General features: G+C 68.1%; 15 protein-coding genes. 8 read left to right on the forward strand and 7 right to left on the reverse strand.

The genetic code is table 11. The features are described from left to right. Window positions 1-50 precede the first annotated feature (50 nt). Window positions 51-392, reverse strand: a complete 342-nt coding sequence (locus VGR06_RS40925) for a hypothetical protein (RefSeq protein WP_327564634.1) — start codon at window positions 390-392, stop codon at window positions 51-53. Between the two features lie 253 nt (window positions 393-645). Here VGR06_RS40925 and VGR06_RS40930 point away from each other — a divergent pair, with 253 nt between their 5' ends. Beyond that, the gene (locus tag VGR06_RS40930) at window positions 646-909 is read left to right on the forward strand and encodes a hypothetical protein (protein WP_327564635.1); all 264 of its coding nucleotides are present in this window, start codon (window positions 646-648) and stop codon (window positions 907-909) included. Window positions 910-993: 84 nt separating this feature from the next. Continuing rightward, window positions 994-1818, forward strand: a complete 825-nt coding sequence (locus VGR06_RS40935) for a DUF72 domain-containing protein (RefSeq protein WP_327564665.1) — start codon at window positions 994-996, stop codon at window positions 1816-1818. A 644-nt stretch (window positions 1819-2462) separates the two neighbouring features. On the opposite strand, the gene VGR06_RS40940 is transcribed toward VGR06_RS40935, so the two are convergent. The 3 genes from VGR06_RS40940 to VGR06_RS40950 form a co-directional block, all read right to left on the reverse strand. Continuing rightward, a complete protein-coding gene (locus VGR06_RS40940; RefSeq protein WP_327564636.1) occupies window positions 2463-3191 on the reverse strand; it encodes a DUF4386 domain-containing protein in 729 nt (242 codons plus the stop codon). A gap of 231 nt (window positions 3192-3422) precedes the next feature. Continuing rightward, on the reverse strand, window positions 3423-4109 hold the full coding sequence (locus VGR06_RS40945; RefSeq protein ID WP_327564637.1) for a response regulator transcription factor: 687 nt from the start codon (window positions 4107-4109) through the stop codon (window positions 3423-3425). A gap of 223 nt (window positions 4110-4332) precedes the next feature. After that, on the reverse strand, window positions 4333-4560 hold the full coding sequence (locus VGR06_RS40950; RefSeq protein ID WP_327564638.1) for a lipopolysaccharide assembly protein LapA domain-containing protein: 228 nt from the start codon (window positions 4558-4560) through the stop codon (window positions 4333-4335). A gap of 735 nt (window positions 4561-5295) precedes the next feature. Here VGR06_RS40950 and VGR06_RS40955 point away from each other — a divergent pair. The 4 genes from VGR06_RS40955 to VGR06_RS40970 all read left to right on the forward strand — a co-directional run bounded on the left by VGR06_RS40955 (window position 5296) and on the right by VGR06_RS40970 (window position 8724). Continuing rightward, the gene (locus VGR06_RS40955) at window positions 5296-6300 is read left to right on the forward strand and encodes an alpha/beta hydrolase (protein WP_327564639.1); all 1005 of its coding nucleotides are present in this window, start codon (window positions 5296-5298) and stop codon (window positions 6298-6300) included. 252 nt (window positions 6301-6552) lie between these two features. Then, on the forward strand, window positions 6553-7137 hold the full coding sequence (locus tag VGR06_RS40960; RefSeq protein WP_327564640.1) for a GNAT family N-acetyltransferase: 585 nt from the start codon (window positions 6553-6555) through the stop codon (window positions 7135-7137). A 59-nt stretch (window positions 7138-7196) separates the two neighbouring features. After that, entirely contained in the window at window positions 7197-7895 is a 699-nt protein-coding gene (locus VGR06_RS40965) for an ANTAR domain-containing protein (RefSeq protein WP_327564641.1), read from the forward strand. 52 nt (window positions 7896-7947) lie between these two features. Further along, complete coding sequence (locus tag VGR06_RS40970; RefSeq protein ID WP_327564642.1) at window positions 7948-8724, forward strand: GAF and ANTAR domain-containing protein; 777 nt, start codon at window positions 7948-7950, stop codon at window positions 8722-8724. Between the two features lie 107 nt (window positions 8725-8831). Here VGR06_RS40970 and VGR06_RS40975 read toward each other — a convergent pair whose 3' ends face one another. Both VGR06_RS40975 and VGR06_RS40980 read right to left on the reverse strand, forming a co-directional pair. Continuing rightward, entirely contained in the window at window positions 8832-9407 is a 576-nt protein-coding gene (locus VGR06_RS40975) for a sigma-70 family RNA polymerase sigma factor (RefSeq protein ID WP_327564643.1), read from the reverse strand. A 380-nt stretch (window positions 9408-9787) separates the two neighbouring features. After that, window positions 9788-10759: an NAD(P)-dependent alcohol dehydrogenase gene (locus tag VGR06_RS40980; protein WP_327564644.1), complete on the reverse strand. Its 972-nt coding sequence runs from the start codon at window positions 10757-10759 to the stop codon at window positions 9788-9790. A 390-nt stretch (window positions 10760-11149) separates the two neighbouring features. On the opposite strand from VGR06_RS40980, the gene VGR06_RS40985 reads away from it, so the two are divergent. Further along, window positions 11150-11839 (forward strand): calcium-binding protein, encoded by a 690-nt coding sequence (locus VGR06_RS40985; RefSeq protein ID WP_327564645.1) that lies wholly within the window; start codon window positions 11150-11152, stop codon window positions 11837-11839. 178 nt (window positions 11840-12017) lie between these two features. Continuing rightward, a complete protein-coding gene (locus VGR06_RS40990) occupies window positions 12018-15194 on the forward strand; it encodes a BTAD domain-containing putative transcriptional regulator (protein ID WP_327564646.1) in 3177 nt (1058 codons plus the stop codon). On the opposite strand, the gene VGR06_RS40995 is transcribed toward VGR06_RS40990, so the two are convergent. Continuing rightward, entirely contained in the window at window positions 15191-16477 is a 1287-nt protein-coding gene (locus tag VGR06_RS40995; RefSeq protein ID WP_327564647.1) for an MFS transporter, read from the reverse strand. The genes VGR06_RS40990 and VGR06_RS40995 overlap by 4 nt on opposite strands. Between the last annotated feature and the right edge of the window lie 1164 nt (window positions 16478-17641).

A 17641-nucleotide genomic window follows, 5' to 3' on the forward strand; every position in this document is an offset into this window, starting at 1 on the left:
CCCGGCGATGCGGGCGATCCGGTCCTGCAGCGGATCCAGCGGCATGCCGCCTATGCTGCCGGCCGCGCCGAGTCGATCAATGCGCGCCACGCCGCGCGTACCCACGGCGGTAGGAACATCTCATCCCACAGCCGGACCAACTCCGGCCCGTTCACCAGCCCACGCACGTCGTCCAACGTGCCTTCCACCAGCACGATCTCGTACAGATCCCGTCGACGAGACGGGTCGGACAGGTCCCAGCGCACCGCCCGTGGGTTGGGACCCGACCAGAACAGCCGCGCTGGCAGACCCACGGCGCCCTCCAACGCGCCCTGCAGCTCGTCGAGGTCGCGCGGCACCTGCACGTCCCGCACCCAGCCAGGACGCGCCACCCGACCAGCACCGCCGCTCACCCTGCCATGCTCCCTCACCCCGCCACCCACCGCCAACGCATCAAGCCGACCCGATCACCATTCCACCGGCACACTCCCCCGGCGTGGCGCGACCCATGGCGGACCTGACACCCCAGAACCCCACCGATAGGGCTCATGACCATGAAATTTCCTGGATTCCAGGAAATTCCGTGGAACACGTGTTCGAGTCCCCCTTTTGACGCGCATATCCAGGAAGTTTCCTGGTCCGGTTGATGAACCGGAATTCCCTTAGATGCTGAAGCGTGTGGTTAGCGTGCACGACGTTGCGTTCGGCGAAGTCGAGCTCGGCGGCCGACAGGTCGAAGTGCGGTATCGCCAGCCCAAAGTCGCTGAGATCGGTCCGCTCCCCGTCGGTGCGCATGTTGCCGAAGTGCCCGTCCATATGCAGCAGCCACGGTATCCGGGTCTTTCTCGATCGTGGATCTGGGCGGTGGTCCTCGCTCTCGACTGCGTGCCCGCGGCGCTGCTGCCGGCGGTGCGGCTCTTGGGGTCGTGAGTGGAAACTGCTGCCCGGGTAGTAATTTTCACTCACGACCGACGGGAGCTGGGCGGAATGGCACGTCTTCATGTCGGCTGCGCGATGTGGACCCATCAGGCGTGGCCCGGGCGGTTCCTGCCGCAGTCGCTGCCGGCCAAGGAACGCCTGCGGGCCTACGCCGGCTGGTGCAACGCGGTCGAGGGCAACACCACCTTCTACGCGATCCCCGCCCGAAACACCGTCGCGACCTGGGCGCAGCAGACCGACCCCGGCTTCCGGTTCGTGGTCAAGCTGCCCAAGGTTGTCACGCACGAGCGCCGGTTCGCCGGTGTCGAGGCCGAGATGCGGGCGTTCCTGGACGCGATCGAACCCCTCGGCCAACGGGCGGTCCTGTGGACCCAGTTGCCCGGCTCGTTCGGCCCTTCGGACGTCGACGCCCTCGGCCGCTTCCTGCGCCGGCTCCCCGCCGACCGCCGACGCGCCGTGGAGGTGCGCCACCCCGGGTTCTTCACCGACGCCCGCTCGACCTCGCTGCTGGAGGGCACGCTCACCGGCGCGGACGCCGAATGGGTGCCGTTCGACACCACGGTCTTCTTCCAGAGCCCGCCGACCAGCCAGGCCGCGCAGGACGCCTGGGCCAAGAAACCGCGGCTGCCGCGGCGGACGCGGGCGCTGACCGACCAGCCGATCGTCCGCTACCTGGGCCGGGACTCGGTCGAGGAGACGGTCGAGGGATGGCGGCCGTGGACAGCGGTGGTCGCCGGCTGGCTGCGCGAGGGCCGATCGCCAACGGTCTTCGTGCACACCCCCGACAACGACGACACGCCGGCGCTCGCCCGCCGGTTCCACGACCACGTGCGAGCGCTGGTACCCGGCCTCGACGCGCTGCCCGACCCGGAACCGGTCGAGCCCGCGACCCTGTTCTGACCGATGTCACGACCGGGCCGCATCGCCGCCGCACTATCGCGCCGTCAGGCTTCGCCCAGAAATTACAGACGCTGCAGATCCCATGGTCTACCTCAAGCTGACGCGTGTGGTTAGTGTGCAAGTCCGTCCTCGGACACCCCCATGTGGCATACCTGACTCATCTGACGCACTCGTGTTCGAACCCTCATAATCACCTCCCTGCATGCCGGGGGTGGTCGCGGTGACCGCATCCGTCATCAGCGCGGTTGTGCCCGCTGTGCTGCCCCGTGTCGCTGGCGGCGTAGCGGCGGAGATCAAGGACGGAAGCGGTAGAGGACCGCGAACCAGGGGAACGCCCTGTTGCTGATGGGACTGTGGTGACGCCAGGTACTCCAGTGGCTCCGAAGTCGTGCGGCGAATGACGCCTTCCTCACGCTGAGCGTGAGGAAGGACGCATTCGTCGCACTCACTCCACAGTGGACACTCGGTTGCTGCGGGGGTTCCAGCACCACCGGCACGCCATCAGCCCTGGTACCGCCGCCTGAGCCGCTACTCAAAACGATCTTGAAACGGCCCTGATCGTACGGGAGGTCGATCCATACGCGCTGCCTCGTTTCGACGGTGTCAGGTTCCCATTGCGCAGGTCAGCGGCCCGGTGGGCGGGCTCAACCATGTGCGTTGGCGGGCTCGGCCGTGGCGGGCACCCTTACTCCCTTGATCAGAAGCCACAGGCCCGTGATCACTTCGAAGAAGAAAACGGGAACGTAACGACCCAATGCAACCACCGCGATATTTTCGGCGCCGGGGAAAATGATGATCGCAAGGGTGAGCGTCGCCAGCACAAGATTCGCGAATACGCCCCAGGCGGCCAGTGCCTTGGGAACATAGTTCGACTTCAACAACACATAGCTGAAGACGGCGGATCCGAGTCCAAGGAATATGAGCCCGATATTGAAACCCGCGGTGTGCGCGCCGATATATGTGCTCGCCAGAGCCTGGTTTTGGTCTGTGCTGAGTGCCCGCAGGTCGCCGGGACCATTCAAGATCAATGATGCCGCGAGAAAATTGAGCGTGTTCATAACCATGATGGTGGCCTGCGCCGCCCGCCAGAGCATCGCGAGCAGGGCAAGGCCCGGACTCACCTGTCTGAGCAGCACGTAGAGGGCTACGGCCAATACTATGTCGCACGCGAAGATAAGGATGTCGCTGGCGATGCTGATACGGAACAGTTGGGCTGACGCCATGATGTTGCGTGCCGTCGCCGCGGCATCGCCGTCAACGATGAGGCGGGAGGGGACATAAGCCTGGGAAAAGAATGCGGCCGCCATCAGGAGGAGGAACACGAATCCTGCGACTCTTGCCGCCGTGCGCTGTGACTCGCCGATAGTTGTCATGACACGATCGTGACGACCGGGTGGTGGCAGCTCATCGGAACATGGGCCTGAGCTGAGTTGGCCGATAGTCCAGGACAGGATCGTACTTTTGGCGGTGAGGCGTCGTGTGGGTCTTCGAGTGGGGGCTGCTGCGGTCGAGTTCGTGCCGCCGCCGAAACATCCGGCGGCGGCGGAACCCGACCATTACTTGAGAGCCGAGCCTCATCCGACGCATCGCCGTGCGGGGTTCGGTTACCGTTTGGGAGAATTACCGCGCCTGAATCCTTTTTTGACGCGGTTGGTCTCGTAGGCCCACATGGCGATCTCGACGCGGTTACGGGCGCCGAGCTTGGCCATCAGGCTGGCGATGTGGGTCTTAACGGTGCTGAGCGTGATATAGAATTCGCCGGCGATCTCGCTGTTGGCACGCCCGCCTGCCACGGCGGCGAGGATCTGCTCTTCTCGATCCGTGAGCGCCTCGATGGGTTGCTTGGGTGGTGCGGTGGGCCCGGCGTCTGCGAAGGCGTCGAGCAGTCGTGCGGTGATGCTCGGGGCGATGAGTGCGTCGCCGTTGGCGGCGGCGTGGACGGCCTGGGAGAGAAGGTCTGGGCCGGCGTCTTTGAGCAGGAAACCCCGGGCGCCGGCGCGGAGGGCGGCGTAGACGTAATCGTCGAGGTCGAAGGTGGTGATGACGACGATGGCGAGGGGGTCGTCGACGGTCGGTCCAGCAAGACGACGGGTGGCTTCGATGCCGTCGATGCCGGGCATGCGGATGTCGAACAGACACACGTCGGGGCGTAGTCGCCGGGCGAGTTCGACGGCTCGCTGCCCGTTGGCCGCCTCGCCGATGACGTGGACGTCGGGTTGGGCGTTAAGGATCATCGTGAGGCCGGTGCGGACGATTTCCTGGTCGTCGGCGACGATCACCCGGATGCTCATGTCGCCGACCCGCTCTGGACCATCGTGACCCCTCGGGGGTCGTACAGCGAGACGTACTTGCTGTCGTTGGTCATCGGGTGTCCTTGTCTGGGTTGGGGCACACCACACACTTCGCGGTGGCCGCACCGCCCGCGGCGTGGCCGGAGACGTCCGGGGTCACCTCGGTTGCCGGGACAACGGATCCGATCTCTGCTTGTCCTATGTGTACATGAACGGGATGAGGTCACCTTTTGGGTCCGCGGACCTGGCGGCGGAGTTGGGTGATGCGCGCTGTACCGAGCACCAGCGTCAGCAGGATCCCGCCGATCGTGCCGATCAGCAGTGCCAGGGCGAGTGGGGTGCCAGTGGTCATCCACAGGAAGGAGACCTCCACGCTGCGGGTGTTCTGCACCGCGACGATGACCAGTGCGACGGCGACGAGGGCGGCAGCGCAGACACTGACCCAGGCCATGCCGGTGCGGGTCCGGAGTACGGCCCGTGTGGCGGCTGCCGGTGTGCCGGTGTCCGATGGTGCGGGCGAGGTGGATTCTGGTGAGTGCTCCGTATTCGGAGCGGTGTGCGGGTGACGGAAGGACATGAGAGGCCCCGTTTTCTTTGGATTTTGCCGGCGTGGCTGGCACCTCGAAAACGGGAATGTCATCGTGTCCGGATGCTTCTCAGCCTACTCGCCGACGACGCGCTCAGCGCCACGACGAAGGCATCAGTCTCGAACAGGTGGCCCAGCGGCGGTTTCGCACCCGAGTGCTGGCGGCGAGACCGAGGGTGTACGGTACGTGGTACCGAGAGCAGATCGTGCGTTGGCAGTCGAGTTGGCGCCGTCCTCGGAGCACCCCACATCGGTCGCCAGGCGACCGGGGACAGGAGCACCGGCCATGTTGTCGGGCCCGCACATCTTTTCCGATATCGCCGGTGACGGTCGCAGCTACAAGCGTGGCTAGTACGCCCGGCAGAGTGCCGTGATCATTATCTGACGTCATCTCGTGTGGACGTACCTCGCTACTGAAAAGCCGTAATCGCTGCGGCGACACTCATACAAACGCGCCCGCCGTTAAGGCTGAGGACGAATTATCATGACCGCATTACCTATTTGCACAGGTTCGGTTCCGGCGTGATCCCATTACCGCGATCGGCTCGTCGTGAGCTGTCGACTCGCATCCACCCACCTATTCCAGCGAAAGGAATCTCCATGGCGTCACCATTCAGCAGATCCGTCGTTCTCGAGCCGTCCGCTCAGGCGTTCGCCGATGCCAACGGCTCCCCGCCGTACCTGTTCGAGCTCGGCCCCGTGCAGGGTCGGGCGGCCCTCGACGAGGTGCAGTCGGGCTCGGTCAGCAGGCCTGATGCGGAGATCACCGACCTGACTGTCCAGGGCGGACCCCACGGTGACGTTGCGGTCCGCATCGTCAAGCCGGTCGGTACGAACCGTCCGCTGCCGGTGGTGCTGTTCATCCACGGCGCCGGCTGGGTGTTCGGCGACACCATCACCCACGACCGGCTGATCCGTGAGCTGGCCACCGGTGTCGGCGCCGCGGTGGTCTTCCCCGGCTACCGGCGATCCCCGGAGGCCCGGTACCCCTCGGCCCTCGAGGAGTGCTACGCCGTCGCCTCGTGGATAGCGCGCAGCGGCGCCGAGCACGGTCTGGACGCGGCGCACCTGGCCGTGGCGGGTGACTCGGTCGGTGGCAACATCGCCATCGCGCTCACCCTGCTGGCCAAGCAGCGTTCCGGCCCGACCTTTGCCGCGCAGGTGCTGTTCTACCCGGTCACCAACGCGGCCTTCGACACCGGCTCCTACCGCCAGTTCGCCGAGGGCTACCACTTGCGTCGGGACGCGATGATCTGGTTCTGGGACCAGTACAGCACCGAATCCCAGCGTGGTGAGATCACCGCCTCCCCGCTCCGAGCGACCACCGAGCAGCTCGCCGGACTACCCCCGGCGCTGGTTATCACCGCCGAGGCGGATGTCCTGCGCGACGAGGGTGAGGCCTATGCCAACAAGTTGCGCACCGCCGGTGTCCCCGTCACGTCGCGGCGCTATCGAGCTACGATCCATGACTTCGTGATGGTCGACGCCATGGCCGGCAGCGACGCCGCCAAAGGCGCCACCGCCCAAGCCATCCAGTTCCTCACCAACGCCCTCAGCGGAGACCGACCGCGGACGGCGACCGGCCAACCGACACCATCGCCCTGACCACACGCGGGCAATATCGAGATCAATCATCCGAGATGCTCGTTCACCGGGAGGTGTGAGTAAGAAAATCGACTAACCACCGTCACGGCTGGCTCCGATTTGGACTCGGAGTCAGCCGTGCGTCGTTCCGGCGGTAGGCTATAATCGGTGTTGTCGAAGGCATTTCGCATGCCGGCGGTAGAGCCGGCTGCATCCTCGACAATAATTGCCGGTCGCTTCCGGACCGGAGACCGGAGCACTCACGTGACCTCGATGATTTCTACGACCCCGGCTCTGGCCACGGAGCGGCTGACCCTGCGCCCTTGGCGGGTCGACGACGCGCAGTCCGCAGTGGACGTCTTCGGGCACGCCGAGGTGACTCGCTGGTTGAGCCCCGACATGGACCGGGTTCCGGACCTGGCAGCGATGCGCCTGCTGCTGCAGCAGTGGATCGCTGAGGACGCTCGGCTGGCGGCTCCAGCCGGCCGGTGGGCGATCGAGCGCAACGCCGACGGTCGGGTGGTCGGCGGCGCGCTCCTGCTGCCTCTGCCGCCCGGCAACGAGGATCTGGAGATCGGCTGGCAGCTGCATCCGGACTGCTGGGGCAACGGCTATGCGAGCGAGGCCACCTACGCCCTGGCCACCTGGGCGTTCAGTCAGGACGTCCAGGAGATCTTCGCGGTGGTGCGGCCCGGCAACGCCCGCGCCGCGACCACCGTCCGGCACAACGGCATGCACTGGGTCGGCGAGACCACGAAATACTTCGACATCGACCTGCAGGTGTTCCGCCTCCGCATGGCCGACCTCGACCTGGCAGCACCCGAAGGCCACCATCCACCAAATCTGAGCCACGACTGACCATCTGTCGGGCGGCCGGTTATAGTTCCGCATTTCGTGCTCAGGATGGTGGGTTCGCGATGGAGGACCGACGGCAGCGGTTGCGGTCGCTGCTGACGGTTGACGGGGACTCTGGATCATCGGCACTGGCCAGGATCTGTGCGCTGGCCGTGTCGGAGCTGGCGGTCACCGGCGCCGGGGTGACGCTGATCCGGCGGCCCGACGGTGCCGGTGGGCAGCTGTTGGCGTGGGCCAGTGACCCGGTGGCTACCCGGTTGGAGGACCTGCAGCTGACCGTGGGCGAGGGCCCGGGCCTGGCCGCGGCCACCTCTGACGCCCCGGTGCTGGTGCCGGCGCTGGCTGCCGCTCAGGCACGGTGGCCGGCGTTCACCGCCGGCGCGTTGGCCGTGGGAGCGGCGGCGATGTTCGCCTTCCCGCTGGTCCTGGGTGCGATCCGGCTGGGATCGCTGGATTGCTACCGCACCACGCCCGGCCAACTGAGTCCCGACCAGGTCAGCGACGCGCTCGTGCTGGCCGAGGCGGCGTTCGCCGCGGTACTCGCCGCGGTGGCCGGCCACGCCCCGGACGACCTGGGCTGGATCAGCGATGTCCATGCCGAGGTGCACCAGGCGTGCGGAATGGTCATGTACCAGCTGAAGATCACCATGGAGGCGGCGTTGTTGCGGATACGCGCCCACGCCTACGCCCACGATCTGCCGATCGGTGTGGTGGCCGCGCAGATTGTGAACCGCCAGCTGTCGCTGGACGCGGGACAATGAGTCAGCCACGCACGGCGCCGGGACGGGGCAGCAGAGTGGGAAGTGAACACGGATGAACGGCCAACACGAGCAGCGGCTGGCGCAGGTGTTCGTCGAGTTGGCGGACACGCTGGTCGATGACTTCGACGTGCTGGATTTTCTGAGCATGCTCGTCGAACGGTGTGTGGAGCTGCTGGACGTCGCCGCGGCCGGAGTGGTGCTCTCCGATCAGAAGGGCGGGCTGCGGATGGCCGCCGCCTCCTCCGAACAGGCTCGGCTGGTGGAGTTGTTCGCCATCCAGGCCGATGACGGGCCATGCCCGGACTGTGTGCGCACCGGCCAACCGGTATCCAGTGCTGACCTGGCCACCGAGGACGCGCGGTGGCCCCGGTTCGCCCCGGCCGCCCGCGCGGCCGGCTTCCAGGCAACGCACGCGGTACCGATGCGGCTGCGCGGTACCGTGATCGGAGCGGTGAACCTGCTCGACACCCACGCCGACGGGGTCGGCGAGGCAAGCGTGCACCTGGGCCAGGCGCTGGCCGACGTGGCCACCATCGGCATGCTGCAGCAACGCGCCATCCACGATGGCGTGATCCTGGCCGAGCAGCTCCATACCGCGTTGAATTCCCGCGTGGTGATAGAGCAGGCGAAGGGTGTGCTGTCAGCCCACAGCGGCACGGACATGCACCATTCCTTCACCGCGCTGCGCAGCCATGCCCGCGCACGCAACCTGCGCCTGTCCGACCTGGCCCGAACGGTCGCCGAGGGCACCGCCGACCTCGACGCCATCCTGCACCACACAGCACAGCAGGCCCGACACATCAAGCCCCAGCAGGGAACGGCCAGCTAGTGCGGCGCAGGTTGTGCATCCGGGCAGCGGACGACAGCAGCCTCCTGCTGGAGGAGCACACCCTCGCCTTCCGCCTGACCCCTGGATGTGAGCGCGGCGCCGCGGAGTTAGGCGTCTCCTCCGGCAGGCGGGTGCGGGTGGAGCTGCTTGACGATGGCGGCCACCTGCTGGACTTCCGGATCTACCACGCCGGATGACTGGAGGTGGCGGCGGAGACGGTTCAACGCCCGGTGTTGGGTCACCCGGACCGCGCTCGCGCTCATGCCGGTGATGGCGGCGGTGTCGATGGACGACAGCCCGACGACGATGCGCAGCGTCAGGACCTCCCGCTGGGCCGGGGTGAGGATGGCCAGCAGCGCCTGCACCTGGGCGCGCTGCTCACCCCGCATCGCCAACTCCTCGGGACCCGCGTTCGGGTCCGCCCGGCTGGGTGCGTCCTCGGTCGGGTCGGACTTGTCGCGGCCGCCGCGCCGGTAGTAGTCGATGACCTTGTGCGCGGCGATGCCGTACACCCAACGCAGAACCTCGTGCGGTTCGCCGACAAAGGTCGGCAGGCCGTGCAGGACCGCGAGACAGATGTCCTGCGCGACATCGTCGGCGCCACCGTGCCCGGACCGCGGGGTGATGCGGGCCCGGCAGTAGCGGACCACCACCGGCCGGATCCAGCCGAACAGCCTGCTCACCGCGACCGGATCACCGGTCAGGGCCGCAAGGACCACGCCAGGGGGCAGATCAGCGGTCGCCCGAGCCGATGTCGCTGAGCCCGGCACGTCTCCAGACGTGTCAGCGGGTAATCGAGCCGGTATCGACGGCAATATTGCCTAACTGGGTGCACTGGGATGGCGAGCCGTCGAGGTCCGGAACGGCGGAGACCTGCCCAGGCTACCCCGCCGGACCCGCAGCATTTCGCTTGGACTGAACAAGCGTTCCAATATGGATGGTGCGGCAACCGCCGGTCAGGAAGCCGACGTGCCCGCCCGGGCTTCGGCTTCGATCTTGAGGTGATGAAGCCTCGGTCGGGTCAACCACAACCGGTTCACCGACCCCACGCTCCCAGGGCGGGTCAGACGGTGATGAGGATCTTTCCGCGGGCATGTCCTTCCGTCAGGTACTGGATGGCCTGCGGGGCGTCGGCAAGCGGGTAGCTCCTGTCGATGACCGGGGTGACCTTCCCGGATTCGATCAGCTCGGTGAGGATGAGCAGGTCCTGGTGGTTCTCCGAGCTGAGCAGGGAGCGCAGCTTCTGACCGACGAAGGGGGACAGCAGCAGCGCCCGGAGTTGGCGGTCGTAGCCGCCGACCCACCGGCCGCCGGTTTCGCCGCCGGCGATGACGAGCGTCCCCTTGGGAGTGAGGGTCCGCCGCAGGCGTGACAACGACGCGTTTCCGCCGATGTCGAGGATCACGTCGTAGCGTCGCTGCCCGGTGGCGAAGTCTTCCTGGGTGTAGTCGATGACATGGTCGGCACCCAGGGACCGGACCAGGTCGACCTTGGTGGTGCTGCACACGGCGGTGACCTGAGCGCCGAAAGCCTTGGCCAGCTGCACCGCGTAGGTTCCCACACCTCCGGAGGCGCCGATGATCAACACGTGCTGGCCGGGCCGGACCGACCCGCTGTCGCGCAGGCCCTGCAGGGCGGTCAGGCCGGAGATGGCGACCACTGCCGCCTGGTCGAAGGTGAGGTTCGCCGGCTTGGGTGCCAGCTTGCTCTCAAGGGCGCGGGCGTACTGGGCGTAGGTGCCCTTGCCGATGCCGAACACCTCGTCACCCGGTTCGAACCTGGTCACATCCTTGCCGACCGCCGCCACGACCCCGGCCAGGTCCATGCCGGGAACGGGGGTCTTGGGCGCGCGGAGTCCGTAGCCCGCGAGGCGGATGGGGTAGGCCAGCCCGGTCATGAGATGCCACACGCCCCGGTCCACGCCAGCCGCGTGCACGCGTACCAGCACCTCGTTGTCGGCTATCTCCGGCGTGTCGATGTCCCGGAGCTGGAGAACATCCGTCGAACCGTAGCTGTCCTGGACGATCGCCTTCATGAGCTCTCTCCTTGCTGCTGAGAGGAGCCGGTTCCGGCTAGGCAGCGCGACGCAAATCCCTTGTGGACAGTCCACTCCAGATTGATACGGGAGTCGTCTGCGCTGAACCGACAATGCCAGGTCTGCGGCACCTCCTTGGCGCGTCGCCGACGCGACGCGTGCGTCGCCAAGGTCCGGGGCGGTGCCCGTCAGCGTAGACCCCGGCCCGGTCGCCGAACAGGGCTGATGCGCGACCGGTCTCGCCGGCCGGCTGGTCGAGTCTGGTTAGCGTTCGGGCAACGCCAGTTCCGGAGTCTGTGTGTGTCGCCGCTCGGCGGCAGGGAATCGCGTTACGCGGAGCCCGACAACAACCCGAAAGGGAACACATTGAGTGCATCGAGAACCATCGCGATGGCGGCAGCCGCCGGACTGGCCGCCATCGGACTGGCGGCTTTCAGCGGGTCAGTGGCCCAGGCCGACGTCGACCCGTGCGATTGGGCAGTAAATGGAGCGGTCATCGTCGGCGACCAGTTCGCCAACTTCCTCGTCGGGACGCCGGACAATGACCTCATCGTCGGTCTTGGCGACAACGACACCATCTTCGGCCTTGGCGGCAACGACGTCATCGTGGGTGGTGACGGCAACGACGTCGTCTTCGGTGGCCCCGGTGCCGACACTATCGACGGTGAGGCCGGTGACGACACCCTGTCCGGCAACCTCTGCGGGGACGACGTGGACGGCGGCGCCGGCGCCGACACCGTCGACGGAAACGAAGATGACGACGTGCTGACCGGTGGCGCCGGCGCCGACAGCCTGGCCGGTGGCACCGGCGTGGACCAGCTGTACGGCGGCGATGGCGAGGACAACATCGAGGGCAACGAGGACAACGACTGGGCCGACGGCGAGGGTGGAAACGACACGCTCAACGGCGGATTCGGCAACGACACCCTGGCCGGTGGCGCCGACGACGACGTGGTGCGCGGCAACGACGGCAACGACGTTCATGACGGCGGGCCAGGGTGGGACGTCGGCAACGGCGGACCTCCGGCCGGCAACGATTTCTGCACGGCGACCATAGAGGTCCTGGTCAACTGCACGTAGAGATTCTGATCAACTGCTGATCGACCATCGCGATCCCCGCGGCCGCCTGAGGTGGTCCGCGGGGATCGGCCGCGCGCCGGACGTGCTTCCGTTGTCGGTACGTGGAACTACGCAGTCCACTGTGGATAGAAGGTGCGCGCGCCGTGTATCTGGGTCGTTGGCCACTGCTCCTGTACGTGTGGACGCGACGACGGCGATTGGCCTGGCGCTGGAACCCCGCGCGCCCGGCCGGGTGGCCACGGCTGAGTCAGGCGCCGCGTTCACTTTCCTGGCTGGGTCGGCAGGTTTGCCGCGTCCGCTCGACGTCGAGGTGCCGCGACCGAGGCTCGTTGCGCGCCTGGAGAAACGCTGGGAGCGGCCGGTCACGCTGGTGGTCGCCGGCCCGGGATTCGGCAAGACGACGGTGCTTGCCCAGGCGGTGCGGGCGCATCTGCTGGCGCCTCGCGGGATCGACGCCTGGGTGACCTGCGAGGCGGGCCACGAGGATCCGATCCATCTCGCGCGGACGCTGCTCGCTGCCGTGTTGGCGGGGTGCGGCCCGTCCCGCGGGCGCGGGTGCCGGGCCGAGCCAGGGGCGCGTGACGTCGTCGACGCGTTGATCCGCCGGGCGCCGCTGGAAGTGTGCCTGCTGCTCGACGATGTGCACGAGATCCCGGTGGGCTCGGCCGGGGCCGCGCTTCTCGGTGAGATCGCGATGGCGCTGCCGGCGACCGCGCATCTCGTGCTGTCCGGGCGGGAGGCACCGGAGTTGCCGCTCGCCCGCCGCGAGGCGGCCGGCGAGGTGATCAGAATCAGCGGTGAGGATCTGGCCTTCACCGATGTCGAGGTGACGGCCTTGGCCCGCCGGCTCGGGCGGGACGCCTCGGCGGCCGCGGCCCTGCAGGGTTGGCCGGCGCTGGTCCGGTTGGCGTTCGCGGCCGGGCCGTCGGCGCCGTGGCAGTACGCCCGTGAGGAGATCCTCGGCCGGTTGCGGTGTCCGCAGCGGCGAGCTCTCGCCGCGCTGGCCGCGCTGGGCAGCGCCACCGCCGCCGAGGTCTCGGCGGTCACCGGCGGGCCCGTCGCGCTCGACGACCTCGCCCGCCGGATCCCCCTGGTCGGTGTGCTGGACGACGGCCGGTTCCGCGCGCACGATCTGTGGACGGACGCGGTCTCGCAGACGATGACGGCGGAGGAGATGCAGGTCCTGCGGGAACGCGCCGTCGCCACCCTGGCGGCACGCGGAGACCTGGCGCGGGCCGGACGCTTGGCCTTCCAGGCGCAGGACTGGCGCCTGCTCGCTGATCTCGCCGTCGACCTCGTCCACACCTCGCTGACGGCGCTGCCCCGCGCCATCGCCGAGCGGTGGCTCGGCGCCATCCCGCCGCCGTTGACCGACGAACCGGCGTTCGTGCTGTTGCGGGCCACCGTGATGCAGGCCAACGACTTCACCGATCCGCGTATCGACCCCCTGCTCGACAAGGCGTGGTACGGCATGCTCGCCCGCCACCACGAGGCCGGCGCCACCGCCGCCCTGGGGCAGGCGATGATCACGGCGCACTGCCGGGCCGACCTTGTCCGGCTGGCCGCGGTGGCTGACTGGTGCGACCGGCTCGACGCCCCGACGTCACCCATGCTCAGGCTGCTGCGGCACAACGCCGCCGCGATGCTCGCCGAGATGGGCGGCGACCCGGAGGCCGCGCTTGCCCACCTTGTCCAGGCCCCCGTGCTCGAGGTATCTCCTGCGCTGGCCTTGTCCACGTGGCGGTTTCACTTCCACTGTCTCAACATGTGCGGACGGAGCCGGGAGGCGGCGGAGTTGGCCGACCAGGCCCTTGGCGAGGCCGGCGACGAGCTCGTCCGGCTCGCCGGCGCCGTGGCGCGCTGGTTCGACGGTGACCCATCGGGCCTGAGTCGAATGCGTGGGTCGGAACGTGTGGCGGCATTGGTCGGGCAACCACCGCCGAAGGCCGGCCCGGCCGCGGCGACGGCGCGCGACGCCTTCGTGGATACGGCATTGGCGGCGATGATCGCGTCCTCGTCCGGTGAGGCACTGTCGTTTCCTTTGCTGCCCTGCGGCGACCCGGCCGGCCACGACAACCCTCGGGACGCTTTCCTGGCCTGCGCCGCTCAGGCCGCGGTCGCCGTGGCCCGCGGCGACGAGCCCGCCGCCCGGGAGGCCTACGCCCGCCACCTGGTCAGGTGGCCGGTCGAGGTCCGGTTGGCCGAACGGCACCTGCGGCGGGCTCTCGCTCTCGGTTATGTCCTGAGCGATCGGCTACGCGCGCACTGGGACGGTGTAGACCTGGGCCCCTCTCACCTCGCGGCCCGGGCGGTCGCACGTGCCCTGCTCCGGGCGCGCGCGGGCGATCCGACGGCCGCGATGGCCGTGGTCCCCCCGCATGCACTGTGCTTCCTGCCGCTGCCGTGGTCGGTGGAGCTGGCGGCCCGGCTCGCGGCCACCGATCACCCTGGCGGGCTTGAGCTTGGGCGGTGGCTGGCCGACACGGTCGGGCCGGCGGTTCACCGGCAGTTCCGCGAGGCGGCGCGGGCGGCCGAGCCTGCCGTGGCGGCGGGGGCGGCGCAGCTGCTGGCCGTGCTCCCGGCGCCTCCCGCGCACCGGACCCGCGTCGAGGTCATGGGAGCCATGCGGTTGACCCGCGACGGCGTCCCGGTCGCCGCGCCGGAGCTTCGGCGGGGACGGGTGCGTCAGTTGCTGAGCGCGCTGGCGCTGCGCCCGGTGCTGGTCCGGGATCAGGCGATCGAGCTGCTCTGGCCAGGGCTGGATCCGGCGAAGGCGGCCAGGAACATGCGGGTCACGCTGACTTACCTTCGCCGGTTGCTCGAACCCCACCGCTGCGGCGGCGACGCGAGCTTTCACCTGCGCACCGATGGCGACACGATCCGGCTCGTCGCCTCCGACTCGCTGTCCGTGGACCTGTGGACCTTCAACGAGCTGGCGGCCCGCGTCGACCTGGCACGCGGCGAAGGTGACATCGACCGCGCCGCGGACCTGCTCGCCGACGCGATCGCCCTGTGGCACGGCGATCCACTGCCCGACCTGCGGAACCTGTCCGATCCGAACCTGGCGATCGAGATCGGCAAGGTCCACACGCGACACGTCGACAACCTGCTGAGTCTCGGCGAGCTGCGCCTCGTGGCGGATGCCGCGGCGGAGGCCGGGCGGCTGGCCGACCGCGCCCTGGCGCTGGAACCCTTCGACACCCGCGCGCACCGGCTCGCGCTCGCCGCCGCGCTCAGGGGCCGCGACCCGGGGCACATCGCGGCGGCGCGGCGCCGCGTCCTGGCATCGCTGCGACACCTCGCGGCCCCTCCCGACCCGGCCACTGCGATCCTGCTCCGGCAAGCACGGCGTTAGCCAGGGCCACGTCGCCAGCGTCCGCCGAACAGGAACACGGCCGGCACGAACAGCAGCAGGCACACCAGCGAGATCAATAACCAGGTCTGCCAGCTGGTGGCCGCCACCGCCGGCGGTACCACCAGCAGCACGAGCACGGCCATGGCTCTGCTGGCGAAACCGAAAATCCCCCAGGCGGTGCCCTGCAGCCGCGGGTCCACATCCTCGGCATCCTCCGAGTAGTTCGCCATCCACGGGCCGAACGCCACTGCGAGTGCGGCGCCGAGCAACGCCCCGGTCAGCATCAGCAATCCGGCGGACACCGACGAACGTCCCATGAGGACGGCGAGGTAGCCGGCCACGAGACCCGCGGCGAGCGTGCCGCCGAGCGCGAAGGGCTTGCGCAGCTGCAACCGGTCGGAGACACGACCGGCGGCGATCAGCACGACCAGATCGAATACCCAAAACGCGGACATGATCGCCGATGCCTTGGCAGTGCTTACCCCGAAGCTGTCCACCAGCATCGCCGGTCCATACATCGCGAGCGTCAGATACAAGACCAGCCACAGCGAGATCCCCACCGCGTGCGCCCACAGTCGCGGCTGCGACAGGAGGTCACGTCCGCGCGCCCGTCGGGTCGCGTCGACCGTCCCCACCACCGTCCGCTCGGTCTGGCGGATCCGCGCCCGCAGTTGTGGCGACAGGTCGGCGATGTTGGTGGCGATCACGACCGACAGGACCAGCGAGACCACGGCCATGATGACGAACTGCGATCGCCACGAATCGTGGAAGGCCGGCAAAGTCGCGGCGGCCAGCCCGGCTGCGAGCAGGCTGGCCCCGACCGGCCCCCAGGTCCAGAACCCGAATGCCTGAGCCCGGCCCAGCCGGGGAGAGAAGTCCCGGACTAGCGGGGCGGTGCTCGCCAAGGCCATGCCGTCAACGAAAGCCAGCACCACCCGGACGATCAGCAAGTCGCGTGCGGAGTGAACCAGCGTCATGGCCAGGCAGCACAGTGCGGTGAGCAGCATCAGCGGCACCAGCAGCCGCACCCGGCCCAGGTGATCGGTGAGCCGGCCGCCGATCGCGGCAGCGATCGCACCCGAGACCGCGGCAACGGCCGACACCGAGCCGTAGGTCGTCAGGTCGATATCAAGGTCGGCGAGCAGCAGCGGGACAACCGGTGCGATCTGCGCCTCGTACGACCCGACCAGGACGGCCAACACCGCCATGGCCAGAATCCACATCCGGCGCAGACCTTCCGGGTACTCGTCGAGATCTCGAACGTACGACCACGATGCCCTCATCGAAGGCCTCTCCGACCCGCGCAGCACTTTTCCAGCTCTACGGCGAAGGAGTCCTCGCCCGCGGCACTTTGTGGGACGGGCCGATCTGAGTCCCCTGCGCGGCGAATCCGCCCGCCACCGCCAACGGTCATCGAGCCGTCCTATCAGGACCAAGTGGGAGAGGTGCCCACGTGTCGTTGTCTTCAGTTAGGTGAAGATCCTCAATAGACAATGGCGCCATGTCGCGTGCACGCGGAGCCGATCGATCGGTAACTCGCCTTTCGCTGCGGTAACAACCCGCCGGGCAGCGTGCACAACTGCGTCAAGCGTCATCTGATCGTGTTCCGCGATCCCGGTAACATCAACATGCCATAGCGAGCCCCTCAATCGGCTGATGTCACGCCGGGGGCCGGGGCACTTGACCTCTTCAACCTACATGCTCGGCCGGCAGAATGCGCCGACTTCCTCGCCAACGGGCGGTTTCCGATCCGTTGCTCGGTGGGTAGACGTGGACGGTAAGGGCTGAGAAGGGTCGGAAGCTGGCGGGATGGGTCGCCGGACCCAACACCTGTCGAGGCGCAGCGTCTGCTCGTCAAATGGCATGCCGTTCCACGCACGCGAAGTGCTGGAACGCGTCGGCGAGCGTGCCCGGTGACTCACCCGGCGCCCATCCCGGTACACCGCGTCGTCGACCACGCTGGACTCCAGCGGTGCGGGCGTCGGATGCGTACCTCGCGGACTCGTGTTGCGTGGCTACCACGGGGTTGGGAAACCTGCCAACAGGGACCGCGTGCCTGATTTTGAGAGTGCGGTGGAGACAGACCCAGGGCCGTTTCAAGATCGCTTGAGCGGCGGGTCAGGCGGTGTTACCCAAGGCCGATGGCGTGCCGGTGGTGCTGGAACCCCTGCGACAACCAAGTGTCTACTGTGGAGTAAGTGCGGCGAAGGCGTCCTTCGTCACGCTCAGCGTGACAAAGGCGTCCTTCGTCGCACGACTTCGGAGCCGCTGGAGTACCTGGCGTCCCTACAGTCCCATCATCAACAGCAAAACCGCCTAACGATCTTGAAACAGCCGTGGAGACAGATCCGCGTCGCTGCGCGATCCCAGCCACCGCTCGGTCGCTCTCAGTTGACCGCCGAAACCACTCTCGGCTCGTCACTCACGTGTGTGACGGCCAGCCCTCG

The sequence above is a fragment of the Actinophytocola sp. genome, assembly GCF_036002505.1.
Lineage (GTDB): Bacteria > Actinomycetota > Actinomycetes > Mycobacteriales > Pseudonocardiaceae > DASYTH01.